20 protein-coding genes are annotated in these 22,422 nt (G+C 32.8%); 2 read left to right on the top strand and 18 right to left on the bottom strand.

Annotation, left to right across the window (positions count from 1 at the left end):
- Positions 1-58: 58 nt before the first annotated feature.
- The 12 genes from OS188_RS04965 to OS188_RS05020 form a co-directional block, all read right to left on the bottom strand.
- Positions 59-2,701 (bottom strand): PorP/SprF family type IX secretion system membrane protein, encoded by a 2,643-nt coding sequence (locus OS188_RS04965; protein WP_267147723.1) that lies wholly within the window; start codon positions 2,699-2,701, stop codon positions 59-61.
- A 1-nt stretch (position 2,702) separates the two neighbouring features.
- Positions 2,703-4,169 (bottom strand): T9SS type B sorting domain-containing protein, encoded by a 1,467-nt coding sequence (locus OS188_RS04970; protein WP_267147724.1) that lies wholly within the window; start codon positions 4,167-4,169, stop codon positions 2,703-2,705.
- Between the two features lie 204 nt (positions 4,170-4,373).
- Entirely contained in the window at positions 4,374-5,675 is a 1,302-nt protein-coding gene (locus OS188_RS04975) for a beta-helix domain-containing protein (protein WP_267147725.1), read from the bottom strand.
- A gap of 359 nt (positions 5,676-6,034) precedes the next feature.
- Positions 6,035-6,484 (bottom strand): hypothetical protein, encoded by a 450-nt coding sequence (locus tag OS188_RS04980; RefSeq protein ID WP_267147726.1) that lies wholly within the window; start codon positions 6,482-6,484, stop codon positions 6,035-6,037.
- 291 nt (positions 6,485-6,775) lie between these two features.
- On the bottom strand, positions 6,776-7,486 hold the full coding sequence (locus tag OS188_RS04985; protein ID WP_267147727.1) for an SDR family oxidoreductase: 711 nt from the start codon (positions 7,484-7,486) through the stop codon (positions 6,776-6,778).
- Positions 7,487-7,643: 157 nt separating this feature from the next.
- Positions 7,644-8,315, bottom strand: coding sequence for a ferredoxin reductase domain-containing protein (locus tag OS188_RS04990; RefSeq protein ID WP_267147728.1), 672 nt, complete (start codon positions 8,313-8,315; stop codon positions 7,644-7,646).
- A 221-nt stretch (positions 8,316-8,536) separates the two neighbouring features.
- Positions 8,537-8,875, bottom strand: a complete 339-nt coding sequence (locus OS188_RS04995) for a carboxymuconolactone decarboxylase family protein (RefSeq protein WP_267147729.1) — start codon at positions 8,873-8,875, stop codon at positions 8,537-8,539.
- 383 nt (positions 8,876-9,258) lie between these two features.
- Positions 9,259-9,681, bottom strand: a complete 423-nt coding sequence (locus OS188_RS05000; protein ID WP_267147730.1) for a cytochrome C — start codon at positions 9,679-9,681, stop codon at positions 9,259-9,261.
- Between the two features lie 2 nt (positions 9,682-9,683).
- Positions 9,684-9,953 carry a hypothetical protein gene (locus OS188_RS05005; RefSeq protein WP_267147731.1) on the bottom strand — a complete coding sequence of 90 codons (270 nt, stop codon included), beginning with the start codon at positions 9,951-9,953 and terminating at the stop codon, positions 9,684-9,686.
- 3 nt (positions 9,954-9,956) lie between these two features.
- Positions 9,957-10,976 carry a cbb3-type cytochrome c oxidase subunit II gene (locus tag OS188_RS05010; protein WP_267147732.1) on the bottom strand — a complete coding sequence of 340 codons (1,020 nt, stop codon included), beginning with the start codon at positions 10,974-10,976 and terminating at the stop codon, positions 9,957-9,959.
- Between the two features lie 9 nt (positions 10,977-10,985).
- A complete protein-coding gene (locus OS188_RS05015; RefSeq protein ID WP_267147733.1) occupies positions 10,986-12,797 on the bottom strand; it encodes a cbb3-type cytochrome c oxidase subunit I in 1,812 nt (603 codons plus the stop codon).
- A gap of 50 nt (positions 12,798-12,847) precedes the next feature.
- On the bottom strand, positions 12,848-13,282 hold the full coding sequence (locus OS188_RS05020) for an RrF2 family transcriptional regulator (protein ID WP_267147734.1): 435 nt from the start codon (positions 13,280-13,282) through the stop codon (positions 12,848-12,850).
- 564 nt (positions 13,283-13,846) lie between these two features.
- Here OS188_RS05020 and OS188_RS05025 point away from each other — a divergent pair.
- Positions 13,847-14,626 carry a DUF3108 domain-containing protein gene (locus OS188_RS05025; protein ID WP_267147735.1) on the top strand — a complete coding sequence of 260 codons (780 nt, stop codon included), beginning with the start codon at positions 13,847-13,849 and terminating at the stop codon, positions 14,624-14,626.
- Positions 14,627-14,630: 4 nt separating this feature from the next.
- Entirely contained in the window at positions 14,631-15,032 is a 402-nt protein-coding gene (locus tag OS188_RS05030; RefSeq protein WP_267147736.1) for an MraY family glycosyltransferase, read from the top strand.
- A 129-nt stretch (positions 15,033-15,161) separates the two neighbouring features.
- Here OS188_RS05030 and OS188_RS05035 read toward each other — a convergent pair whose 3' ends face one another.
- From OS188_RS05035 to OS188_RS05060, 6 genes are all read right to left on the bottom strand, one after another.
- On the bottom strand, positions 15,162-15,800 hold the full coding sequence (locus OS188_RS05035; RefSeq protein ID WP_267147737.1) for a porin family protein: 639 nt from the start codon (positions 15,798-15,800) through the stop codon (positions 15,162-15,164).
- A 161-nt stretch (positions 15,801-15,961) separates the two neighbouring features.
- Complete coding sequence (locus OS188_RS05040; RefSeq protein WP_267147738.1) at positions 15,962-16,495, bottom strand: putative outer membrane beta-barrel protein; 534 nt, start codon at positions 16,493-16,495, stop codon at positions 15,962-15,964.
- 120 nt (positions 16,496-16,615) lie between these two features.
- Positions 16,616-17,203: a hypothetical protein gene (locus OS188_RS05045; protein ID WP_267147739.1), complete on the bottom strand. Its 588-nt coding sequence runs from the start codon at positions 17,201-17,203 to the stop codon at positions 16,616-16,618.
- Between the two features lie 88 nt (positions 17,204-17,291).
- Positions 17,292-19,946, bottom strand: a complete 2,655-nt coding sequence (locus OS188_RS05050) for a DNA gyrase/topoisomerase IV subunit A (protein ID WP_267147740.1) — start codon at positions 19,944-19,946, stop codon at positions 17,292-17,294.
- Positions 19,946-20,428 (bottom strand): hypothetical protein, encoded by a 483-nt coding sequence (locus tag OS188_RS05055; protein WP_267147741.1) that lies wholly within the window; start codon positions 20,426-20,428, stop codon positions 19,946-19,948. The genes OS188_RS05050 and OS188_RS05055 overlap by 1 nt, the downstream gene beginning before the upstream one ends.
- Entirely contained in the window at positions 20,425-22,284 is a 1,860-nt protein-coding gene (locus OS188_RS05060; RefSeq protein WP_267147742.1) for a DNA topoisomerase IV subunit B, read from the bottom strand. Before OS188_RS05060 ends, OS188_RS05055 begins: the two co-directional genes overlap by 4 nt.
- Positions 22,285-22,422: the final 138 nt, after the last annotated feature.

Here is a 22,422-nt window from a genome sequence, read left to right on the forward strand (position 1 = left end):
TTAATCATCATTAGGGGCATAATGAAAACAAATGGTACTTTTAAATTAGTTCTTTTCTTTAATTTTCAATTTTTACTACAGACATATTCCCGTTATAAGGTTTATCTCCTTTTGTTTGTAATTTATTCATAGCTTCTTCTACATAATCGAACTTCTGGTAGTAAATAAAATATTTACTTGAATTAACATCGAAGAAAAAATTAATATTTTTTTGTCCAGTAGACACCACTTTTTCCAAGAAGGCGTCTCTATCTTTTGCGTTGTTATGAACAGCAATAATCATGTAAAATCCATTTTCCACATTTTGAACTCCTTTTAAGATTTGCACATTACTAGTTTGTTTTTCACCAAAATCAAAATCTTCTGCAGTCAAGGTCTCAGAACTTATTGGCGTACTTTCAATAATTCTTTCTAAGGCTGTTCTGTCTTTAATATATCTGTCTTTTTCATTATCGTATTGAGCACGTTTTATTCGTCGTTTTCTCTCAATTTCTGTTTGTACATTAATAGTTTCTAGGGTTGAAACAAGTCTAGCTTTTACTTTTTCAGACTGCTTTTGCTCCTCTCTTATTCCTTTAATAGTTTCTAAATAATACTTACTGGTAGCATCATTTTTATTTGATCCTTTTTGAATTCTCTGAATATAAAGCTCCTCCAATTCTTTAATAGTTTTACTTCTTTCTTCCATAGCTCTATCTAAATCGGCTCTTAAAGCTGCTAAAGCTCGGTTTTCTGCAGTAATACTCTTAAATGGCTTTGGTTCCAAATAAATACCTTGCTCACTTAAATCGTTTTCTTCTCTTAAATCTTTAAGGTCTTGATCTTTTATAGCGATTACATCATCAAACCTTTGTAATAATTCCTCCTGTTGTTCTTTAGATTCTTTAGTGCTTTCAGTTAAAGCAAACATCGATTTTGCCAATTCATCTTTTTGAGTTACTTGTACATCTGGTTGAACTGGTACAGCTTGTGCTATCGCTGCTGCTTCTGCTGCTAACCTTGCTTCTTCATTAGCCTGAGCCTGAGCAGCTGCTTCTGCTACTAATCTTGCTTCTTCTTCAGCCTGAGCTTGAGCGGCTGCTTCTGCTGCTAACCTTGCTTCTTCATCTGCCTGAGCTTGAGCGGCTGCTTCTGCTGCTAACCTTGCTTCTTCATCTGCCTGAGCCTGAGCAGCTGCTTCTGCTGCTAATCTCGCTTCTTCATTAGCCTGAGCCTGAGCAGCTGCTTCTGCTGCTAACCTTGCTTCTTCATTAGCCTGAGCCTGAGCGGCTGCTTCTGCTGCTAATCTTGCTTCTTCTTCAGCCTGAGCTTGAGCGGCTGCTTCAGCTACCAATCTCGCTTCTTCTTCAGCCTGCGCTTGAGCGGCTGCTTCTGCTGCTAATCTCGCTTCTTCATTAGCCTGAGCCTGAGCGGCTGCTTCTACTGCCAATCTTGCTTCTTCATTAGCCTGAGCTTGAGCGGCTGCTTCTGCTGCCAATCTTGCTTCTTCATTAGCTTGAGCCTCAGCTGCTTCTGCTTGAGTAGCTGCCACAGTTTGTGCTTCGGTTATGGCTTTAGCTTTTTCTTCACTATTAAGTTGAGCTGCTTCTTGAGCACTTTTTCTAGCTTGTGCTCTTTCTTCTGCTGCCAATCTTGCTTGTTCTTGAGCTGCTGCTCTTTCACGAGCTCTCTCTTCTGTTACTTGAGCTCTTTCTTCGGCACTCATTTTTGGTTTTGTAGAAATTCCTGGCTTACGTTTTTTATCTTTCATGAGCAAGGCTTCTTCCCTATCGTCTCCACTATAATAGTATTTATCTCTACTTTCAAACTTATAAGCTAAAGTAAATTCATGCGAAGCTCCAAAGGTTGATAGATCTCCTACTGCTTTTTCATAATTGTATTCTACAGCTATTTGTTTAGTAATATTAATACCAAGCCCACCAGTAAAACCATATACTGAATTATAACCAGCTTGCGCCCAAATTCCTTTAGGAACCATAAGCATAGCTATTCCTGAAAAAATAGTTTGATCTTTTTCAAATTCGGATTTTACGAGAGCAGAAAACTTACTTTCATCAAAAAAACCACGACTAGACATATACCCAGTATACATTAAGTGTGCTTGAATACTTTGTTGTGGATCCTTTTTTAGTAATTCTGAAGATTTAAAATTGTATTGAACCAGGTTATTAACCGACAAACCAAAGTCGAAAAATACTAGCCCATAATTAATACCAGGACTCACACTTAATACCATATTATTAGGTATATTATCTAAGGATGGGTCTGGCTGATTTACAACTACCTTTCCATCGTTGATGCTACTTTTATAAAACCCTATATTTAAACCAAAAGTTAAGTTACTATCTGTTTGTAATTGAGCATTATAAGCTAAGTTCACAAGTCCTCCAAAGGTGGTTAATACTCCGTGATTTTGTTGAAAAAGTCCAACTCCTACTCCAATATTTTCTTTAAATCTTCCCGAGTAGTTAATTAGATAAGTTTGTGGAGCATCATCAAATTGTCCCCATTCTCTTTTATTAGTAATATTAATATAGGTATTTTGCTCTCTTACAAAACTGAAGGTTGGGTTTATAATATAACGATTAAACTTTAGAGAACTCCTTACTGGAATAGCCAACGATACAACACCATCTTCTTGAGAGAAGCTGAATTGTATCGAACAGAAAAACAAGACTATTATAAGTAAAAGTGTTTTCATATTATTTTACAACGGTTATAGAACCTTTTTTGGTTTTATTATCTTGTGTTGTTATTACATAGTAATACACAGGATTTACACTAGTAAAACTTAATTCGTTTTGAGGCCAATTATTTTGGTAGTCGTTTGTGTTTAAAAGGACTTTTCCATAAGAATCCATAATAATAACTTGTGTGTTTGTGCCACTAACATATTGGTTTGGTATCACCCAAGTATCATTTATACCATCCCCATTTGGACTAATTAAATTTGGAATATCTGCCACATTTGGAAATGGATCTACTGTTTCTATAATTTCAAATTCTAATTCATTTGAAACTAAACATCCGGTTGTTTGATTTACTATAACTTTATAATTACCAACTTGGGTTGCTTGATAGGAGTTTCCTGTAGCTCCTGGAATTATTGTATTGTTTAAATACCACAAAAACTCTGGGTTTTCTGCTGTTGTATTTACAATCACCTCTAAAGAATTTCCAGGATCTATGGTGTTTTCTGTATCTACATTTAACGAGCTTGTAAACATGTCGCTAACTAGTTCTATACTTGCGGTTGAAATACATCCTCCTAAATCTACCGTTACAGAATAAGTTCCAGAAAATTCGGTATTATAAGTTTGTTCTGTGGCGCCAGGAATTGCTGTTCCATCTATATACCATTGATAACTAGTTCCTGCCGAGGTAGTTAAAGTTGTTGGACCCGAATCTGGACAAAAAGGATTGCCCAAACTAGATACAATATTAGTAGTAGAACCATTTGTAGATTCTGTAACAGTAACTCTGTTTGAGAAAGACTCTGATGTACAGGTACCATAATTAGTTTCTACAAAATAAGTTCCGTCTGTACTAACCGTTAGACTTTCTCCATCTGCAACAAACACAGATGTAGTTGGACCAGTTTCTTTATACCATTTAAAAGTTAAGGATGGGTAATTTAAAGGAGAATCGTTTAGACCTGTTCCAGGATTATCTATTGTTAAAAGGTAACTTCCTCCAGCACAATATGAAGCTGTAGGAACTAAGTGGTTAATTGTAAAAGGGCTGTCTTGAATTTTGTAATAAGCTGCAAATGATGGCGACCCAGTACTAGTTGCTGCCGGAGCTGTACTTTTAATTCTTATTCTATAAGTTTCTCCTGCTGTTTCTGTTGGAAAAGAAAAATTAATATTTGCTGGAGATGATGTAATCTCACCTGCATTTGAAGTATAAATAATATTTGGATCTGTACTAGAGAAACTCCCATCTGGAGCTGATAATTCGATTATAAATTGATTGCTAGGACTTAATGCGGCTTCTGGTGAAAAAACAAAACTTACATAAAAAGAATTAAATTCAGTATTAGCACAAGCCTGAGAAAAACCTAGATTTGGAGCACCAATAACTACCTGAGCTTTTAGGCTCTGGCTATGAACAAGAACTGAAAAACACAAAACAGCAAGTAGGTTTTTTACAAAAGTAGTTTTATCCATACACTTTAATAGTTAGTCTTCAATTCTAAATGAGAAGTTTCTTCAGAATAGCATGTTCTATGGGTATTATCATGTTTGATAATTCCTTACATATTAAAGAACTAGTTAGGTATAATTCTTTAGTCAGAATGCTCATGTAGATTTGGGGCAGTTGTTGTTTTAGTTTTTTGGGGTTATAATTAAATATTTTTGTTACTAATTAGTTTAATCTAAGCTAGATGCAATAATTTTATTAATACGCAATCTAAAGTCTGGTCTTTTTGAATTCTTTAAATCAATAAATGTTTCAGAATCCAATCCTTTAGAATACACATTAAAGAAGCTACTATTTCCATACCAACTTTCTAAATCTTCATTATTAGAGTTATACTCTATAAAGATGTTTCCCTTACAATTATTGAAATACATTTCTGTAAATCGGATTCTATCTAAATTTTCATTATTGATTTTAATTTTATTCTCGAATAAAACCGCTGGATTAAATCCAGAAACAACACTTTTACTCATATCTAAAGAAGCATATTCTCCAATATAAATAGCCTCTCTAACTAAGCCCATTTTAATTTCAGAATCTAAATTATCACTGGCGTTGATTAATGTTAAATTAGTTGCTGTAACTAAGGTTTGCTTTTTAGAGAAATCTATATCGCTTTTATCATCTTTATAAGTCATCACCTCCATAGCTCTAGACCCTTCAGGACTTGAGATATAAGAAGATCTTACAGCTAAAGAGTTATAAATATTACACTGTGTACCGTAATTAAAGTTATAATCAATTCGGTTGGCTTTATAGGAAACCACTTTACTTAAGTTAACCTGTCCGCCATACACGTCTAACGAGTTTCCTGCAGAATAACTAACCATCACATTTTCAATAATAGTCTGACTTCCAACACCAGCTAATAGCAAAGCATTAAAATTATCTTTACCCATTAATTTTTTTCCAGCAAATTCAATTCTCACAAATCTTAAAATTCCTGAATTACTTTCAATATTATCTCCTCCATAACTTATTTGATCGTAAGAGACAGATTTAAAGTTGTGATTTACAGAAGAACCATTTCCAAATTTATTAATTGGCGCATCGCCAAGAATAATAAGTCCTCCCCAATCACCAGCTTTTTTAACACTTCTATTAGAAGTAAAAACTATAGGATCTGTAAGTAGGCCATCTGCAATTATTGTAGCTCCTTTGGTAATGATTAAGGAACCATTAGTTTTAAAGTCACCAATAATTACCGTTCCCGGTTCGATTGTTAAAGTGGCGTTATCGGTAACAAAAACATTTCCTAATAACATGTAAACGTTTTTCTTAACCAATTTTGTGTCTGTAGAAATATTCCCGGTAAGAATTTCTGTAGCCTCACCGTACTCTACTTGTTCTGGATTAAATTCTGACCAAGAGTTTAGCCAGTTATTGGTACCAATGATGCCTTTTTCCTGTTGTGCATTGACGCTACAAAACACTAACAGAAAAAGAGTTAAGAGTTGGGGCAAATTTTTCATAGTTAAAATAGTTATTTATTAATCATAAATCTCTTTTATATATGTATCAAACATAGAAAATAATTCTATTAAATACAAATAAAAGCGACGAAATGCATAAATCGATTTGAAGTTAAGGTTTTTTCCTACAAATAAAATTTAGTATTTTTCATAAATATTAAAAAATCACATTTCTTAGCTTACTATTATATTTAATTCTGGGTCAAAAAATGCCTTACACAATTAGGATTTAGTAATTTCTTAAGACATCAAGTTTTATTGTTTTAAGTAGACTTCTTAAATTTCAATACTTATGAAGTATCCTTAACTAATTAAATTAGTTTATAAAACAAGAGACATGGATAATCTAAACTTAGAAATTAGAACCTATTGTTCTGGCTATATATATGTAATGATTTTAGAGTCTCTTCATAGAATAAAATGGCAGCAATTAAATTTGCTCTATCAGAATAGGGTAATATTTTATTCTGAAAATCCATAGTGCTCTGGAAATAACTTGTGGTAGCATTTATTTGATCATCTAAAGCTCTTCTGTTATCTTTTGTATCAGGAATTCCAAAAGTTGACATAGTTACTCCTGGTTTTGTAGCAAATGCTATATAAGGTAAAATTTTAACAATAATCTCTATACGTTCATTATAAAGATTAAGTAAAACACCTTTATTCATTGTTTCTAATTCTTTTCGGTCGTGATACTTAGCAATTCTTACATCCTGACTAATAATGCTTTTAGGTGCATTATTTTGGGCAAAGCCCATGCCAACCATTAATAAAAAAGTAAGGCAAAACAAAGTAATTTTAGGTTTCATAAGTAGATATTTTGGGTTTCTATAAAACAAATTTATGTAATTAATCGTAAAAACCAAGCGTTTTGTCGAATATTTGCAGCATTTTATTTTTATTGATTACAAATTATAAGATTTTCTTTTCTAACATGCAGAAAACAATGGGGTTATAAAATACTGCTTTTTAACCAGTATTTATTATTACCGTTTCATTGGCTGTAAAGACATAACTTACTCCAGATTCTCCATTCAAAAATAATGAAACTATAAGTCTCTATATTAATTGATAGGCTAAAACGAAATTTCTTCTCCGGTTTAGTTTGGTTTAGGGTGTAAAGGACGAATAGTCATTTCGTTTATCAACAAATTATCTGGAGTTTTCAAAACGTGCAAAACAGTTTCTGCAAGATCTTTTGGCTGCAGCATATTGGAGTGCGCTTCAATACCTGAACTTTTAAAAAAGGAAGTTTCTATAGAACCTGGGTTAATACAGGTTACTTTTATATTAAAAGGTCTTAATTCTTTAAACAATGCGTCGCTAAAACCCTGAACTCCAAATTTTGTTGCACAATAAGCTGTACCATCCGCTCGTCCTACAGCTCCAAGAATAGAACCTATATTAATAATATGTGTACTGGAAGTTTTATATTTCATTATTTTTGTAACTTCTGAAGTGATATAGAACAAGCCATTCAAATTTACATTTACCATTTTGTTCCAGCTACTATCAGTCATTTTATCTATAGGGGAAAATGAACCAACACCTGCGTTATTTATTAAAATGTCTGGACCAGGATTTTTAGAAAATGTTTTATCCACCCATTTTTTAACAGTCTCAAAATTTGAGATATCAAGATTTATAGGAATAAACTTGTCTCCTAATTTTTTTAGTAAATTCTTTAGTTTAATATCGTTTCTACCAATACCATAAACCACGGCTCCATGATCTATTAGACTTTTTGCTATAGCTGCCCCTAAACCACTGCTTGCTCCCGTTACTATAGCTGTTTTTGAAGAAATATGCATGACATTATTTATTATTATTAAATTAGTTTAAAAAACGTGCTCAAGAAAAACACGAGAACCACTTCTTTAACTAACTAAGAAATTATTTAATTTAAAAGCTACCATAATATGACAACAATAATTGTAGTTTATTATTTCATACTTACTAAGTTTAATTTTAAAAAGCTTCTTTTATTATAAGCTCTTTAGGAACATTCAAACTTTTTAACTGATTCTCTACAGCATCCATCATACCTGGAGGACCACATACATAAAAATAATTATTTAAGGAGAAAGCGTTTTCTTTTATAAAATCTTCGGTAATATACCCGTGAGCATATTCTTTATTTTTTTCTTCGGAAAGAATATTTATAAAATTATACTTGAGCATATCTTCAAACTCCGATTTAAGAATAATATCAGTTCTTCTTTTATTAGCAAAAATAAGTTTATTGCTTCCTAGTTTATTTTTTGCTCTTAAATCCCGAAGAATAGAAATAAATGGTGTTACTCCTGCTCCACCCGCAATAAAAGTACCTTCGCCTTTATAATTTATTGCTCCAAACACATCATTAATAATTAATTTATCTCCAGAATGTAAACTTCGTAATTGATTGGTAACTCCGTTATGAGAAGGATAAGTCTTTATATAAAATTCCAAATGTTTGTCCTTAGGAAGTCCTGTAAAAGTAAAAGGCCTTCCTTCGTTCTCCCAATTGTCTTTGTATAAAAAAATCTCTGTAGCTTGACCTGGAATAAAGTTTACACCATTAGGTCTCTCCGTAACTATATGTAAGACATCTGGAGTTGCATGCGTTATGGATGTAATTTTAACAAGTTCATTTTTCATAATTTTCAGGTATTAAATTAATAATTTCTAAAACAAGTATTTGTACCCTGTTAATACTAAAAAGCAGTTTTTAGTTTTTTAGTCAATTTGAAAATCAAATTTCAGGAAACAAAACTTCTATTCGTATTAAGTCTACTTTTATCTATAAGCCAAATAATGTTTAGGATTCAAATTCAGTACTTTTCTAAACTACAATCTAAATTCATTATATAATATGTATTCTAAGACTTGTGTTTATCCATTTCTTCCATGGCTATAGTAGCATGGGCATAAGCTGCTCCCGCTTGCATTTCGGCTGCTACCCAAATAGCCTCCATAACTTCTTCTTTGGTTGCTCCCTTTTTAAGTGCCTGGGGCGTATGGGCACGGATACAATAAGGACATTGGGTTACATGAGCTACTGCTACTGCAATAAGTTGCTTGATTTTTTCATCTAAAGCTCCGGCTTCAAAAACTGTTTTACTAAAATTACGCCAAGCTTCTATATTTTTTGGCGCGAGTGCTGCTTTTTTTGAAATTAAATCTGGGGTCGTTTTTGGAAACATTTCATTATCTTTCATAATAAGTAGTTTTAAAATTTAATAAATTCAGTTTAATCAAATAATTTAAACTAAGATAGACTCAATCCAATTTAACTAGTTGGTTAAGTCTTTATTAGAGAGGATGTTCATATTAAAAACAACTTAAAATAACTGTTATAACCTAGTTGGATTATGAACTTATATTTATTTCTAAAAGAATAAAGAATATTCCTCCTTCTTTAATTTACTGACTTCTTTTGTATACCAAGGCTACAAGCTTTCATGGTTAAGATTAAAGAATACAAATGCGTGGAGCTAAAATATTTAAATACCATATATCTACTCTCCGTTTAAAGGAAACTTCTATATATTACTTTCGTGTATATAAGATAAGAAATTAGATTTAATTATTGCGTATTTATTTAAACAAAAGAACCATAGAGCTCTTGGTTCCAATACATTATTAGATAAAAAACACCAAATGCAATAAACAAAATAACTAAAGCCCAAACCCAAGCAGGAATTGCTTTTGGCGTTTCAGACCCCTTAATTACGAAAAAGTCTTTATTCTCGCTTCCATAGGCATTAATTATCAGTGGCACATTGGTATCGACAGTTTCATTTTCTTTTAAACCAACTACGGAAATTGATGGTCCATTTCTAACTACAAATGGAATTTCTCGAATACCTTCAATACCATCTGAAGATTTGGCTACAATTTTTAAAATATGCTTCCCATCGGGAATCTTAGTAGTATCTAATACAACCTTTACGGGAGGTGCAAATGAAGCGAAGGGCTTTGGGTCTTCATCTAAAAAAACTTTTATAATTCTATGATCTTCCATAACTAAAATCCTTCATTTTTAACAATGTTCTTAATATGGTCTGAATTACTCTCTTTAGGCTTAATAAGATATTTTAAGCTTAAGATTAATGTTATTCCAACTATAATTGCAGACACCCAAATAATAATATAATCTATGGTTCCAGACGGTCCTGGACCATGAGTGACATCCTGTAGAATTTCAGGTTGGTTTTTTTTACATACATCGCAAGCTTTAACTACTTGTTGTCCAAATAGAAAAAGTAGGATGAAAATGGGGAGTATCTTTTTCATAGTTTATGGATTTAATTCTTTATTAATAAACTCTCTAATTTTCTTCACATCGTCTTCAGATACAGGAGGCGCATTATTACCCCAACTACTTCGTTCGTGGGATGCTATAGCTGCAATTTCTTCATCTGTAAGTTGTTCTCCAAATGGAGGCATTACTCCAAAATTTGGATTAGCATCGTACCCTTGAATGATAATTCGGATCAGAGTTTCGTGGTTTTCATCGTTTACAATTTTACTACCATCTAAAGGTGGAAATGCTCCTGGAATTCCTTTTCCATTGTCTTGATGACAAGCCACACACACTTGTTTGTATAAATTAGCACCATCTGGTCCGGATCTAGCATTTGAAGAATTGGATGTACCTCCAGATACTTCTTTTCTCTTTTTAGCAGGGATAAAGTCTTTTGAAATACCTGTTGGTAATTCGGTTTGTTTTAAAGATTTTAAATAATCTACTAATAAAAGTGCTTCTCTAGAGGCAACAAGAGCTATTCCAGGTTTATTAAAATAGGCCTCTGGCGCTACAACTTCTCTATCGTCTTTAGTTAGCATACTTTCCGGAACTTCTCGAAATAACCAAGGATAAGAAGGCATTACAGAAGCAGAAACTACTGCCCGTGGATTGTACAAATGAAGTAAATGCCAATCTTCACTAGGTTGACGTGATCCAATATCTGTCAAGTCTGGCCCGGTTCTTTCACTTCCTAAAACGGAAGGCGATTGTCTCCAAACGTCCAATCGTTTTTTACTATAAAAGTAATCTGAAGGAATGGATGGTCTAGACCCCCACATTTTATCCATTTCAATATTTCTAACTTGTTGTGTATGACAGGCCATACAGTTTTCTTTAACGTAAATGTGAAGCCCTTCTCTCTCGGCTTCTGTTAAGGGTTTCTCGTTAGGCAATGGCACTGTTTCCTGCATTTGAAAAGCTGGAAGTATGGCCACCATAACACTTAAAGCAACAAATACAAGGCCTGCCGTTAGCACCAAATTTTTATGATCTTTATGAAAGTTAAGCATCTTTTATTCTTATTTAACAGTTAATTTCTCTACGTTTTTTGTTGACGTTGAAGTTTTTATTTTTTGATAGTCTTTTACCATATAATAGAAATTATATGCAAAAACTAAGTGGGATATAAACATTAGCGAACCTCCAACAGCGCGCCATACCCAATACGGTTTCATTAAGATAACAGACTCTATAAAAGCTTCACCTTCTATCCAGCTTAAACCTTTGTAAGTTCCTCCAGCCATAAGTGAAATCATATAAGCGAACAGCCCAATAAATGCCATCCAGAAATGCGCTCCTACTAATACTTGAGGTGGTTCTTTTCCTGTAATTTTTGGTAAAATGGCATAGATACATGCCCATAACATAAAAGCAATAATACCATACATGGTCATGTGGGAATGCGCTACATTAAAGTCGGTGAAATGCCAAACATAATTTGTAAATCTAAAGGCTTGAATGCTTCCTTGAGAAGAACCCACAAAATAAAAGATAACTCCCACTAAAAAGAAAGGTAATACATAGCTTTTTGATATGTGGTTCCAGCTGCCTTTCATGGTCATTAAAAAGTTGGTAGTTCCAGCTATAACAGGAATAAACATTCCTGCACTAAACACAATGGCCACAGTTTGTAGCCACCATGGTAATGGACTAAATACAAAGTGATGCGTTCCAATCATTGTATAAAACAACATCTGAGTCCAAAAGGCTAAAACTCCTAAAGAATAGGAATAAATAGGTTTATTTAAAGAAGATGGGAGGTAGTAGTAAACCAAACCTAAGGTAAAGGTCATAAACCACATTCCTACACCTTGGTGCATATAATAACCCTGTATAACAGTTTCTCCTAAACCGTCTTGATAAAATGGTAAATATCCAATAGTAGTTAAAACAATTGTCCAAATTAAAGCGGCTAGAATAAACCAGTTGGATATATATATTTCCGATATTTTACGTGTAGCAACCGTTTTATAGAAATTCCAAAAGGTAAGGATTAGACCAATAGCAAACAGCAACATAATAGGCCAGATATATTCTCTATACTCTCCACCTCCATTATTAACTCCTAGCATTAAAGATAGACTTCCTAAAATTATGGTTGCATTAATCAGGCGCCAAGCATACCAAGCCCATTTGTAATTATAAATAGTTGTATTGGAAGTTCTTGCTATAACAAAATACCCTAAACCAATCATTGCCAGCGAAGACCATCCCCAAAAGACCATATTGGTATGAACGGGTCTTAAACGACCAAACGACAACCAAGCTTGATGGTCCATTTCTGGCCAGACGAATTTCATACCTAAATACTGCCCAATTAATGTTCCTAAAACTAACCAGAAAGCTGCTGCGCCAACATAATAGATTACTATTTTCTTAAGTTCGATTGGGGTTTCTATACTTAAGGTTGTCTTTTGTTTTTCGTCAAATAAAGCATTGCTAGGACTATTATCAATACGTTGAATAATCCCTTTTTCGTCAAAAGCTTCATGTTTTCCACCTAGTTCATTCCCTTTCAATTTATATTTTAGGGCTGCTTTTCTTTTTTCAAGGATATAATCTATATCCTCATCTTCCATGGCAATAAGTTCATCGTCGAAAGCCATTTTATGCTTTTCTCTCTGTTTGCCTTTCATGCCATCGATATAGGAGTTCACTTTTGCCAACAAAATAATGACAGCAATAATAAATACGATGGCTATTAAAACAAACGTTCCAATAATTCCAGGACTAGACACCCAATTCTCTGTACTAATTGGTTCGGTTTGAGAAAGTGCTATTTGCGGTATCCCTACTACTAGGCAAATGATATACCAAGTTGTTTTTTTCATAATTATGATATTCTTACCTTTTTATCAGGTATTTGTGTAATTTTTTTTTTTTATCGCTTTAAAAAAACAAGGCCTCCTTTTAATCCAAGAGCTAGTTCTTTTAAAGTAGTACTATCTAACATAACTTTTAAATCGTTTCTAATATCAACAAATTTGTGATGCATTGGACAGGGTTGATTTGCATCGCAAGTGTCAAATCCTAAAGCACAACCGGTATATAACGAGTCACCGTCGATGGCAGAAACTATATCACTAGCTTTTATTTTATCAATCTGTGTTTTAACGATAGTAAATCCTCCTTTGGGCCCTTTAGAGGAACTTAAAATATCTTTTTTAGCCAATTGATGTAATATTTTAGCCGTAAAGGCTTCAGGAGTATCAATATTAGTTGAAATCTCTCTTAAATTTACACGTTCGCCTTCTAAAGACTTCATCGCGATAAAAACACACGCCTTAATGGCATACTCACATGCTTTCGAAAACATTAATTATATATCAAAGTTATAGGCACAAAAGTAGTCAATTTTTAATTCTGACAAAACTATCTGAAATCAAATTTTTGAATAAAATTAAATATTTAATAAAAGACAAAATAGTCTTAAAATAAAGAATAGCGCGTGATTACAAGGGGTGCCATTATTTTTATGACACAAAATACCCACCCAATTTTTAAAAAATAAACATCAAAAATTACAGAATAAATTTAGCATGATTTCTTCAAAATCTGAACTAGGTTAACTTCCTAATTCAGATAACCAATAACTACTATTAAAATTGAACTCTCTGGATAGAATACCTTGGCAACTGTATGCCTAATTCTTATATTTATATTACAAATTGTTCAGGAAAAAGAAAAAAATGCTACTCTCCTATCATTTCACTCTTGCAGGTCTGTATTTTAGTTCTGAGCATTATAACTAGTGTAATCAAAAAATGGGCATTTATAAAAATTATAATATTTTATTTCCTACGAATTCCATCCATTTTAAATTTTAGTGTTATTTTCGGCATAATAAGTGTTATAGCTTAATTATATCAAACTTAAATATATGTTGAAGTATTTATTCGTTTTAAGTCTTTTGGTTTCATCCTTAAGTTTTGGACAAAATTCTGCATTTTCAGCTGGCGAAAAGCTAATATTTACAGCCTCTTACAACATGTCTGGAGTCTTAACCGAATTGGCACAAGTAAATATGGAAACTAGTGAGGTTAGAACGTCGAAAGCTACTCTATTAAGACTAAAATGCACGGCTACTACCTATAGTAAATGGGATAGTTTTTTTAAAATTAGAGATTTGTATGAAAGCTATGTAAGTCCAAAAAGTGTAAAACCTTATCTTTATAAAAGAGATATTAATGAAGGTGGTTACTCTAAATTTGTGCAGTATAAATATAGTCACTCTAAAGGAACCGTAACGAGTGTGATAAAAAAGAAAAAGAAAGGTGGAGGCACTTATGATCAAAATAACACATTAAAAATTTCAAACAATACCAAGGACATAGTTTCTACTATTTATTACTTAAGAACTTTAAATTTAAGTACTTATTCGCCAGGAAAAGTTATAACACTAACGGTACTATTTGACAATAAGCCTACAGAAATTGCGGTAACATATTTAAGCAAAGAAACCATTAGCACAAATATTGGAAATAAAGCCTGTTATAAACTAGCTATCTCAATTAAAAATAGCAATGTTCTAAAAGGAACCAACGATAACTTACTTTGGCTAAGTGCTGACGACAATAAGATACCTGTTTTTGCAAAGTTTAAAGTAGCTGTAGGTAATGGCGAATTAAAAATTAAATCTGCCACTGGCTTAAAAAATTAATTAGATGAGAAAATTACTTATTATTCTAGGAATTATCGCTGCAGTTTTAGCTATAGTCCTATCCGTTTTACCTTTATCTAATCTGGCTTATTTCCCTGCTATAGCGGCCTTATTATTTGGGTTGATTGCGTACTATATTTCTAACAAAAACAATCAACCTATAAAAACGATTCAACTAATATTTTTATTGACCATTATTGCTCTTTCAATTTCTATTTATAAATCTATTTTTCATACTGTAGAAATAGGAAATACTGAAGAATTGCAAATAAGAGAATTAAAGTCTGAAGAAAAAGCTATTGAAGATTTAGAGAGTTTAGATATTGATTTAAACGAAGAGGATTTAGATATAAATGAAGAAGATTTAGATATTGAAACAGAAGATCTAAATATAGACGAAGAATAAAAATAAGACAGAAGTTTATGATTTTATAATCCTCAATTTTAAGGCTTGCTTGTATTTTGAGATCTCAATAATAAATAATAAAAAAACCGAAGTTAATTACTTCGGTTTTTTCATTTTATTTGCTATGGTTTAAAACATAAACCCTACTCCTACTTGCCAAACAGCGTTTTTTGCGTCTATATTTTCAAAAATTGTATTTTCTTTAAAAATATTGGTCAGACCTAAATTGTAACGGCCATTAACAAAAAAACCATTATCGAATTTATATCCGGCACCAAACGCTAAATTAGTATCGAAGTCTTTTACATAAGAAGAGTCTGGATCTACTTCTAGGTCTCCTCCATCAGAATTAGGTTGAAAATCTAGCTCCTCATGTACTTTAAATCCAAACTGAGGTCCTACTTCTATACTTAAACCCTTAACTAAGTAGGCTTTTAATAAAACAGGCACTTGGATATAATCTAATTGGTATTCAATATTTTCATCGGTATCAAAAATATTACCTTGATTTATTTCTTTGACATCAAACCCTTGACCAGAATACATAATCTCAGGTTGTATTGATAATCTTTCTGTAATTGGTATTTCGGCAAGTAGACCTACATTAAAACTCGTTCTAGATTTTGTATCGCTAATGTCGTCTCCAGAAATTGTAGAGAAATTTGCACCTCCTTTTACACCTAATTGAACGGCTTTAGAGTCTGATTGTGCCAAAGCTGTACTTAAACTAAAAAGGACTAATCCTGTAAATAAAATCAATTTTTTCATGTTTCTAATTTTTAAGGTTAACAAACTAATTACGAAACAAGACTCTGTTTTAGTCGGATTGTTAACTTAATTTAACAGGAAAACACAGACATTTAACAAGACCTTATAAAAAAACCGAAGCTATTAACTTCGGTTTTTAGTTTTGTATTAAGTCGAACTATCTAATTAAGGTTAACAGTAAAACCAAGATTAAATGCTGAATAATAAAAGTAACTATCGCTTATTCCAATATAATTAAAATTCAATTGAAAACGCTCGTTTAGGTTAAAACCAAACATTGGTCTCCAATAAAAACCTCCATCATAGTATCTATTATTAAAATTATCTTTTGCGCTTGTAACGGAGAAAGCATAACCTATATCTGCCCCAAATACCAAACGTCTATTTACATTAAAACGAAGTGCTGCTGCTGCAGGTACATATTGGAAATCTGGTGTGTCAAAATTTCCATAAAAAGGACCAACATAATAACTATCTCCAAAGGCTTGTCCGTAACCAGTAGCTAAACCAATATCGAATGCTTGATTTATTTCAAATAAATAATTGGCATCTGCAGAGAAGGCAAAAGAAAATTCGTATCCATCATAATTTTCGTATGGGAATCCAATACTTGCACCTATATTAAAACCAGATTGGGCATAAGTAAATGCGCTAAACAGGGTAGCAACTATAAGTGTTAAAATTTGTTTTTTCATATGTTTTGTTTTTATTATTATTAAAGATAAATAAAAATCTTTTTTAATGGATAGGTTAATCAAAAAAACCGAAGTTAAACTTCGGTTTTAAAATTTTTAAAAATGTTTTTAGCATATTTATTAGAAACCAAATTCAACTCCAAAATTGAAAGAGTTAAAACCACTTCCAGAAACATAAGTTCCTCCAGTATAAGTGTCTCCATAATCAACTCCGCCCGAAATACTTTGGAAAGAAGCAATTAAAGCAATTGTTCCTAAATCAAAACCAAATTTAGGTCTGGCATAAAACCCTGTTTTTGCATCTCCAGACACATTAATTCCAACTCCTAAATCTAAACCTCCAAAAAACTTATGATTACCAAAGTAATATCTGGCAGAGGCCGCTATCGGAATAAAAGAAGCATCTTTATAATTTTGAACAAAGTAATCTCCATCATTCCAATCGTAATATCTATAATCACCATCTGCAATAAAATGGGTGTAACCTAATAGACCACCTATTTCTAAGTTATCTACAACTTCAAATAAATAAGCGCCATCGAAACCAAAGTTAAAAGAAGTAATATCGCCTGCTGTACTGAATGGAAATCCAACATTAGCTCCAAGATAAAAACTTCCGTTTTTAGCTTTATCAGCAAAGTCATCTTGCGCATTCATTGAAGTAAATCCAAATACTGCGATTGCGGTTAATAATAATATTTTTTTCATAATTGTTTGATTAATTGATTAAATACATATCAAATATACTTAATTTATTTTTTAGGCTTTAACATTTTTTTAATTTTATGGATACTTATTAAAACAACGTTGTTTGTCCTTCTTCATCTAAATCATTACTTTTCTTTTTCTGGTCGTTTTTTTCTTTCTTCTTAGAGGTAGAACTATCTGAGTCCGATAAGTTCTCTTCATCCACCACCTCAATAGTTTCAGCTGGTAATTCTTCTGGTGCTTCGTATGGCAGAGGATCTAACAAATTTATCTGCTTTACCTTATCTTTTGTGAGCTGATTACCAAGTGCAGTTATTCCTTTTACAGCAATAAACTCTTCAAAATTAACTTCTAAGTTCTCTCTTCTGTCTTTACCGCGTTCTTTAGTGAATTCTACATCTGCCCTTGGTCTCCAATCTGTTGATACAATTTCCAATTGTGAGTTTGGGTGATCAGAAATAAAGCTTTCTTCCTTAGATTCGTTTTCCACAACAAACCGTTTTACATAATAGCGTTCCTTTTCTCCGTCGAAGTAAACTGCAGAAATTGGTTTTTTAGGAATCCATTTTTCCATAACAATCATATCGCTATCAAAATGTGTTGTAATTTCCGGAACTATGGTTTTTATTGTTCCTGATTGATTGATAATTAAAATACGGTCTTCTCCTCTAAACTCTCCCACTAAATCACCTCTTTCATCCACATTTAAGCGTTGAACTGTATCATCGAACCAAATTTTTCGAGGTTTTAAGGTAGAAACCCCTTTCTCTTTAAGTTCAATTTTTTTAATTGCGTGTTTTGTGACTCTGTTACCTTTAGAACTTCGTCCCTTTATTAAAATATCAGCAAAGTCCAAGTCCCATTTTAGTTTTTTAATACTGCCTACTTGTCGCAGATTAATAGTTACCACTTCTGCTTCGCCATTAGGGTTGGCAGAAAAGTACCACACCTTAGAACCTTTAGTACCGTTGGTTAAGTCGTATTCCCTATCTCGGGTTACGCTAGTTACTGAAAAACGTTTCACGTAAGATGGTCCTTTAGCTCCATCCTTATAAATTAGATTATATATGGTACGTTTATCTTTTTTCTTAAATACAGCCACATGGATAATATCTTTACCAACAAAGGTTTTTGTATCCACTTTACTCACCATCATTATGCCATCTTTTGTAAATGCTATAATATCGTCTATATCGCTACAATCGCATACATATTCGTCTTTTTTAAGAGATGTTCCTATAAAACCTTCGGCCCTATTTACATAAAGTTTGGTATTTCTAATTACTACTTTGGTAGCATCTACATCTTCAAAAACTCTAATTTCAGTTTGTCTTTCTTTACCTTCTCCATAGTCCTTTTTTAGTCTTTCAAAAAAAGCAATGGCGTAATCTATTAAGTTTGCTAAGTGGTGTTTTACTTCTGCAATTTGGTCTTCTAAAGCATCAATCTTTTGTTGCGCTTTATCTATATCGAATTTAGAAATACGTTTGATTCGAATTTCTGTTAACCTAACTATATCTTCTTCTAAAACGGCACGTTTTAAATGTTTGGTATGAGGCTTTAACCCTTTATCTATAGCTTTTATAACGCCTTCCCAAGTTTCTTCTTCTTCAATATCGCGATAGATTCTGTTTTCTATAAAAATACGCTCTAAAGATGCAAAATGCCATTGTTCTTCAAACTCTCCAAGTTGAATCTCCAACTCGCTTTTTAAAAGTTGAACTGTATTATCTGTGGAGTGACGAAGCATTTCAGAAACCCCAACAAAGAGAGGTTTATTATCTTCGATAACGCAACCTAAAGGCGAAATGGAAATCTCGCAATTGGTAAATGCATATAAAGCATCTATGGTTTTATCTGGAGAAATCCCTCCAGGTAAATGGACCAGAATCTCTACTTTTGCAGCTGTATTATCTTCAATTTTTTTAATTTTTATTTTTCCCTTATCATTAGCCTTCAAAATAGAATCTATTAAGGAAGACGTATTGGTTCCATAAGGAATTTCGGTAATAACCAAAGTGTTTTTATCGTACTGAGAGATTTTTGCCCGAACTCGAACTTTTCCTCCTCGTAAGCCATCGTTATAATTGGTAATATCTGCAATTCCAGCTGTTGGGAAATCTGGTAATATAGTGAATCGTTTTCCCTGAAGATGCTTTACGGAAGCCTCGATAAGTTCGATAAAGTTATGAGGTAATATTTTTGTTGAAAGCCCTACGGCAATACCTTCCCCTCCTTGAGCCAATAGTAATGGAAACATTACAGGAAGGTTTATAGGCTCTTTTCTTCTCCCATCGTATGAGGCTTGCCATTCTGTTATTTTAGGATTATAAACAACATCTAAGGCAAATTTAGATAAACGCGCTTCGATATAACGAGATGCTGCTGCGCTATCTCCAGTAAGAATATTACCCCAGTTTCCTTGCGTATCTATCAATAAGTCTTTCTGACCAATTTGAACCATAGCATCGGCAATACTCGCATCTCCGTGTGGATGATACTGCATGGTATGACCAACAATATTAGCTACTTTATTGTAACGACCGTCGTCTAAATCCTTCATGGAATGCATAATACGGCGTTGTACTGGCTTAAACCCGTCTTCTATGGCGGGTACTGCACGTTCTAAAATTACATAAGATGCATAATCTAAAAACCAGTCTTTAAACATACCAGAAACCTTAGTTATGGTTTCCTGGTTATTTTCTTGTTCATTTAACAAATCGTTGTTCTCTTCGCTCATTAATCTTTAGATTTTCTATTTTCCTTAATCATTTTTCGCAATGACTGTCTGATATATTTTCTTTTTTTACGTGAAACCAAAGTCACATTAAAACGCTCCTTTTTAATATGGCCGCTAGAACTTTTAACATACAGCACCAATTCTTTATAAACCAAATAATTATTGAATTTATAGCTTGCAAGTCTGTCTTTATAAAATTCTATGGTATGCTCTCTATAGTTGAAGTAGTCTGAGAGTAGCAATCCCTTGTTAGTAACAACTACCTTTAAACCATCGCTGTCGTATTCAAAATACTTTGAAATATAATGAACTATAAAAAACAGCGCTGCAAAGCCAAATACCAAAATAAAGAAAGTTAATAATGGGTTTGCGGTTAAGTCGCTAAAAGCTTTAAAAATAGTTGCCATGAGTATGGCCAAAACAATCAGTACAAAATATACTGAAATAATAACATTTCTTACTTTATCATTATTGGTTCTCATATACTTTCTTCTACTATATCCAATTCAACTTTTAGGTTGTCTATAATAAAATCTTGTCTGGTAGGTGTGTTTTTACCCATATAGAAAGAAAGCAAGTCTTCAATAGACATCTCTTTATCTAACATTACAGGATCCAGACGAATGTTTTCTCCAATAAAATGAACAAACTCGTCTGGAGAAATTTCACCGAGTCCCTTAAATCGAGTGATTTCGGGTTTAGGCTTTAATTTTGCAATAGCATCCAGACGTTCCTGTTCTGAATAACAATAAATAGTTTCCTTTTTATTTCTTACTCTAAAAAGTGGAGTTTGCAAAATATACAAATGCCCTTCTTTTATAATTTCTGGAAAGAACTGTAAAAAGAAGGTAATTAACAACAACCTAATATGCATTCCATCCACATCGGCATCTGTAGCAATTACCACGTTATTATAGCGTAAATCTTCTATAGTTTCTTCAATATTTAATGCAGCTTGCAAGAGGTTAAACTCCTCATTTTCGTAAACTATTTTTTTACTTAATCCATAAGAGTTCAAAGGTTTTCCTTTTAAACTAAAAACGGCTTGGGTGTTTACATCTCTAGATTTAGTAATACTTCCAGATGCAGAATCTCCCTCTGTAATAAATAAAGTTGTTTCTAGATATCTTTCATTCTTAACATCTCCAAAATGCACTCTACAATCGCGTAATTTTTTATTGTGAAGATTCGCTTTTTTAGCACGGTCTTTGGCCAATTTTCTAATTCCAGAAAGTTCTTTTCGCTCACGTTCTGCCTGAAGAATTTTACGCTGAATTTTATCGGCTGTCTCCGGGTTTTTATGTAAAAAGTTATCTAATTGTGTTTTTATAAAGTCGTTTACAAATGTTCTAACTGTTGGCAGATTTCCGCCCATATCTGTAGAACCTAATTTTGTTTTGGTCTGACTTTCGAAAACGGGTTCCATTACTTTTATGGAAATGGCAGAAACTATCGACTTTCTAATGTCTGAGGCATCGTAATTCTTTCCATAAAACTCTCTTATAGTTTTTACTAAAGCTTCTCTAAAAGCGGATAGATGCGTTCCTCCTTGTGTTGTATTTTGTCCGTTTACAAAAGAATGATACTCTTCGCTATACTGTGTTTTACTATGGGTAATAGCTACTTCTATATCTTCTCCCATTAAATGAATAATTGGATAAAGCCTGTCTGTGTCTTTAATATTTTCAGATAACAGATCTTTTAATCCATTTTCACTGTAATATTTTTCGCCATTAAAAACAATAGTTAAACCTGTGTTTAAATACACATAGTTTTTAAGCATTTTTACTACATACTCACTTCTGTACTTGTAGTTTTTAAAGATAATTTCATCTGGAACAAAAGAAACTTTAGTTCCTTTCCTTCTTGAGGTATCGTCAAGTAACTCTTGATTAGTAAGGTTTCCTTGTTCAAATTCTGCAGAAGCCGATTTACTTTCTCTCGTGGATTCTACTCTAAAAAACGAAGACAATGCGTTTACGGCTTTGGTACCAACTCCATTTAATCCTACAGATTTTTTAAAAGCTTTAGAATCGTATTTTCCACCGGTATTCATTTTAGAAACTACGTCCACCACTTTTCCTAAAGGGATACCACGTCCATAATCGCGAACAATTACTTTGCTACCTTGAATAGAGACATCGATAGTTTTCCCTGCTCCCATGACATATTCGTCTATGGAGTTGTCTAGGACCTCTTTTAAGAGAATATAGATACCATCGTCTGGAGAAGATCCATCACCTAGCTTCCCAATATACATTCCAGGACGCATTCTAATGTGTTCTTTCCAGTCTAATGAGCGTATGTTATCTTCGGTATAATTGGATTGTTCAGACATAAAATTGGTACAAATTTTGGTGCGTTGCTAATATAAGACTTCGTACCAAATTATAAAATACCAAAGTCACAAAGTAATTAACAATAAAAAAGCCAATGTTGTTGAGAACATTGGCTTTTAATATATATTTTAATAGAA

This window comes from Xanthomarina sp. F1114, assembly GCF_026410255.1.
Lineage (GTDB): Bacteria > Bacteroidota > Bacteroidia > Flavobacteriales > Flavobacteriaceae > Xanthomarina.

Excerpts from the sequence above, each read along its gene's own strand:
- OS188_RS04965 (WP_267147723.1), bottom strand. The coding sequence starts at position 2,701 with ATGAAAACACTTTTACTTATAATAGTCTTGTTTTTCTGTTCGATACAA.
- OS188_RS04970 (WP_267147724.1), bottom strand. The coding sequence starts at position 4,169 with ATGGATAAAACTACTTTTGTAAAAAACCTACTTGCTGTTTTGTGTTTT.
- OS188_RS04975 (WP_267147725.1), bottom strand. The coding sequence starts at position 5,675 with ATGAAAAATTTGCCCCAACTCTTAACTCTTTTTCTGTTAGTGTTTTGT.
- OS188_RS04980 (WP_267147726.1), bottom strand. The coding sequence starts at position 6,484 with ATGAAACCTAAAATTACTTTGTTTTGCCTTACTTTTTTATTAATGGTT.
- OS188_RS04985 (WP_267147727.1), bottom strand. The coding sequence starts at position 7,486 with ATGCATATTTCTTCAAAAACAGCTATAGTAACGGGAGCAAGCAGTGGT.
- OS188_RS04990 (WP_267147728.1), bottom strand. The coding sequence starts at position 8,315 with ATGAAAAATGAACTTGTTAAAATTACATCCATAACGCATGCAACTCCA.
- OS188_RS04995 (WP_267147729.1), bottom strand. The coding sequence starts at position 8,875 with ATGAAAGATAATGAAATGTTTCCAAAAACGACCCCAGATTTAATTTCA.
- OS188_RS05000 (WP_267147730.1), bottom strand. The coding sequence starts at position 9,681 with ATGGAAGATCATAGAATTATAAAAGTTTTTTTAGATGAAGACCCAAAG.
- OS188_RS05005 (WP_267147731.1), bottom strand. The coding sequence starts at position 9,953 with ATGAAAAAGATACTCCCCATTTTCATCCTACTTTTTCTATTTGGACAA.
- OS188_RS05010 (WP_267147732.1), bottom strand. The coding sequence starts at position 10,976 with ATGCTTAACTTTCATAAAGATCATAAAAATTTGGTGCTAACGGCAGGC.
- OS188_RS05015 (WP_267147733.1), bottom strand. The coding sequence starts at position 12,797 with ATGAAAAAAACAACTTGGTATATCATTTGCCTAGTAGTAGGGATACCG.
- OS188_RS05020 (WP_267147734.1), bottom strand. The coding sequence starts at position 13,282 with ATGTTTTCGAAAGCATGTGAGTATGCCATTAAGGCGTGTGTTTTTATC.
- OS188_RS05025 (WP_267147735.1), top strand. The coding sequence starts at position 13,847 with ATGTTGAAGTATTTATTCGTTTTAAGTCTTTTGGTTTCATCCTTAAGT.
- OS188_RS05030 (WP_267147736.1), top strand. The coding sequence starts at position 14,631 with ATGAGAAAATTACTTATTATTCTAGGAATTATCGCTGCAGTTTTAGCT.
- OS188_RS05035 (WP_267147737.1), bottom strand. The coding sequence starts at position 15,800 with ATGAAAAAATTGATTTTATTTACAGGATTAGTCCTTTTTAGTTTAAGT.
- OS188_RS05040 (WP_267147738.1), bottom strand. The coding sequence starts at position 16,495 with ATGAAAAAACAAATTTTAACACTTATAGTTGCTACCCTGTTTAGCGCA.
- OS188_RS05045 (WP_267147739.1), bottom strand. The coding sequence starts at position 17,203 with ATGAAAAAAATATTATTATTAACCGCAATCGCAGTATTTGGATTTACT.
- OS188_RS05050 (WP_267147740.1), bottom strand. The coding sequence starts at position 19,946 with ATGAGCGAAGAGAACAACGATTTGTTAAATGAACAAGAAAATAACCAG.
- OS188_RS05055 (WP_267147741.1), bottom strand. The coding sequence starts at position 20,428 with ATGAGAACCAATAATGATAAAGTAAGAAATGTTATTATTTCAGTATAT.
- OS188_RS05060 (WP_267147742.1), bottom strand. The coding sequence starts at position 22,284 with ATGTCTGAACAATCCAATTATACCGAAGATAACATACGCTCATTAGAC.